Origin of the sequence: Octadecabacter dasysiphoniae, assembly GCF_021532615.1 — a bacterium.
Lineage (GTDB): Bacteria > Pseudomonadota > Alphaproteobacteria > Rhodobacterales > Rhodobacteraceae > Octadecabacter > Octadecabacter dasysiphoniae.
The window spans coordinates 1-2,778 of the sequence record NZ_JAKGAQ010000012.1 but is presented as its reverse complement, the minus strand read 5'-3'; the positions used below and the strand labels follow the sequence as shown (position 1 = coordinate 2,778).

Below are 2,778 nucleotides of genomic sequence, written 5' to 3'. Positions count from 1 at the left end.
ACAAAACGCAGGTCAGCGACACGATTGAAATATCGATCCAGGGCTTTGGCCAACATCGGCAAACATTTGGCCGAAAATCGATGTTCGCACTGTCTGTTGCCAAGGTTTTTGGAACCAGTGGCTGCGCCACACCTGCCGGAGCCAAGATTTCGGGCGGTGTCCGCAGATCAAACCCTTGAACGGTTCACCCATAGACACTGGCCGAACCCGCTGAGCAGAGAACGTCACAAGATCACCGGGCACAAAACCGGCCACGCCCTCATCGAAGGTGATCGTCGGGGTGAGAGTTACTGCCTAATACGCGGATCGTTCTCGGCTGATTTTAACGAGCAAGGTTTCGCCAAGCGACAGCAGAGCCAAAGTCAGTATGACGAGCAAGAAACGAGTGATCGGCATAATTTGTTTGTATGGCCCCTTAGGTTGCATACCCTCCCAGACACACGTTTTCAGACAAATGTTTGCACGTTTTAGACAAAGTTCTGGTCTGATGTTTCAATCGTGTCGCGGACATGCGCCCCTTATCTCCAATGAAAAGTATGCGGATCAGGTTGCCGGAACCTCGGAACAGGTGACCCACCAAACCCGGTTGGAACAATCGCCAAATGTCTCTTTGGCCCTTCGATAAGTGACACATCTAAAGTCAAAGCGGTGCTCGAACTCAGGTAACTCAAAGCTTCCCCATCAAATTTACGATGCATTTCTGGAGAACGTTAATGGATATCCAAGCGGTCGATCATTCAGGTGCCAAGGTCCCTCATCCGCTATTTTTCACGTATAAAACGCGGCTGCTGCCAAAGATGACAAACGATGGATGACAATGCAGCCAAGCACTCTATTGACGAAAATCAATGGCCCGCTGTACCCGTAGTCACCTCCCCCGCAGGCAGCCCCCATCAGCGGGCCATGAAACGCGTCGGTCTGTTGTTTTATCAGATAGCTGCGACACTTGCTGCGGGGCTGATTTGTGGGGTGATTGCTGCGATGTTCTCGATTTCAATTGCGGCCCTGCTTTTTTCCTCGGTCTTAAGCACGCAGATCACCGTAGCTATCGGCATCTGTCTTGTTGGAACAATAGTTCTCAATATCGTCATTGCGCTGACCAGCTCTTATTCGGGCATGGTATCCTCGACCCAAGAGATCACGGTCATTCCCCTTGCCGTCATCGCATCATCCATACATGCGGTAATGTTTGCGACCCATAGTGAAGCGGAAATACTGGCGACTGTCATCGTTATGGTTGGGGTCGCGACCTCGGCCATTGGGCTGGCTCTCTTTGTGATGGGAAGATTCAGGCTGGGGCTGTTGATACGCTTCATCCCCTATCCAGTGATTGGCGGCTTTCTCGCTGGAATGGGGTGTTTGATAATATCTGGCGCTTTGTCCGTTGTGTTGGGCGCCCCCCTGACCTGGCAAACCGCTTCGATGTTGCTGGCCCCCGTAAGCCTCGTCAAATGGCTTCCGGCTGTCGCATTTGCCGCTATTGTTGCAGCCACAGCGCGACGCGGCCCGCTTGTTTTACCAGTCTCGATTTTTGTTTCGATTGTGATATTTCATATCGTCATTTGGGTCCTGGATTTGCCGCTGTCGCAACTACAGCAGTACGGGTGGCTTTTTGAACCACCGCGCGGAGGTGCACTTCCACTTCCCCATCAGGCGAACCCATTTGCAGCTGTCGACTGGAACGTAATGTGGACGCAAGCACCCAAAATGATCGCGTTGGTCTGCGTCACCGCAATGGCCGTTCTGTCTGCATCCAGCGGAATCGAACTTGCGGTTATGCGCGATATCGATCTGGATCGCGAATTGAGGTCAGCAGGAATTGCCAACTTATGTGCAGGTCTGTTTGGTGGTTCCGGCGGATTTCAAGGCTTGGGAATGACCTTGCTCGCCAACCAGCTTGGTGCGACCAACCGTGCCGTCGGTTTGCTCGTGGCCGGGGTTTGTGCTGCGGTGTTATTTTTCGGACCTTCGCTGTTAGGAACGATCCCCATTCCACTTTTTGGCGGGCTCCTTTTGTGGATTGGTGGGGTGTTACTTCATGAATGGATTATCGGCATCTACTTCAAGATATCCCGCCGAGAGTATTGCATTGTTCTGCTGATGGTCATCGTGACTGTCACTGCCGGGGTACTTCAGGGCGTCACGGTTGGTCTTATCGCTGCGGCCATTCTGTTCATGCTCGAATATGCCCGTGTGGACGTCGCCCAAAATTCGATCACGGATGATGTCCCCGTCATTTGGGACAAAGGAAGCCACAACTTCATTTACTTCGACGAAATGAACGAGCACTCCCTCGTCTTGCGCCTACAAGGCTTTATCTTCTTCGGCAGTATTTATCAGCTATATCAACGCGTCACGATAGATTTTTCAAACGTCGAAAGCCGGCACATCCGATTTCTCGTACTGGATTGTCGAGACGTCGTAGGCCTGGACTCATCCGCGATCATGGGTCTTAAAAAGATATGTGACTTGATGAAAAAGCTGGATTGCCAGTTGCTGGTAAGCGGCCTCAAAAAACCTCTGGCCCATCAATTGACCAAAGTATTAAACGGGCCAGAGATCGTTCTGGTTTTTCCAGAACTTCGAAATCGCTAACCCTTCGAACAGCAGGTCAGCACGAGGGCCATTCGTGAATCCGATAGACGGATTTACGCCCTTCAAGTTCCAAAATTTGGATGCAAAGCGCTTCACCGGTACGCAATTCACGCAAGCCGCATCTTTTCAAAATGTTCGCTCCGATAAAGATGTCCTCGCCGTCGCCATAGCGGTTCACAAACC

At 51.6% G+C, this 2,778-nt stretch carries 1 protein-coding gene; it reads left to right on the top strand.

From position 1 onward, the window contains the following. The first annotated feature begins 807 nt into the window (after window positions 1–807). Window positions 808–2,595 carry a SulP family inorganic anion transporter gene (locus L0664_RS18415; RefSeq protein WP_235227369.1) on the top strand — a complete coding sequence of 596 codons (1,788 nt, stop codon included), beginning with the start codon at window positions 808–810 and terminating at the stop codon, window positions 2,593–2,595. The last annotated feature ends 183 nt before the right edge of the window (window positions 2,596–2,778 follow it).

What these genes read in the sequence shown, in the direction of transcription:
- L0664_RS18415 (WP_235227369.1), top strand. Translation starts at nt 808, where the DNA reads ATGGATGACAATGCAGCCAAGCACTCTATTGACGAAAATCAATGGCCC.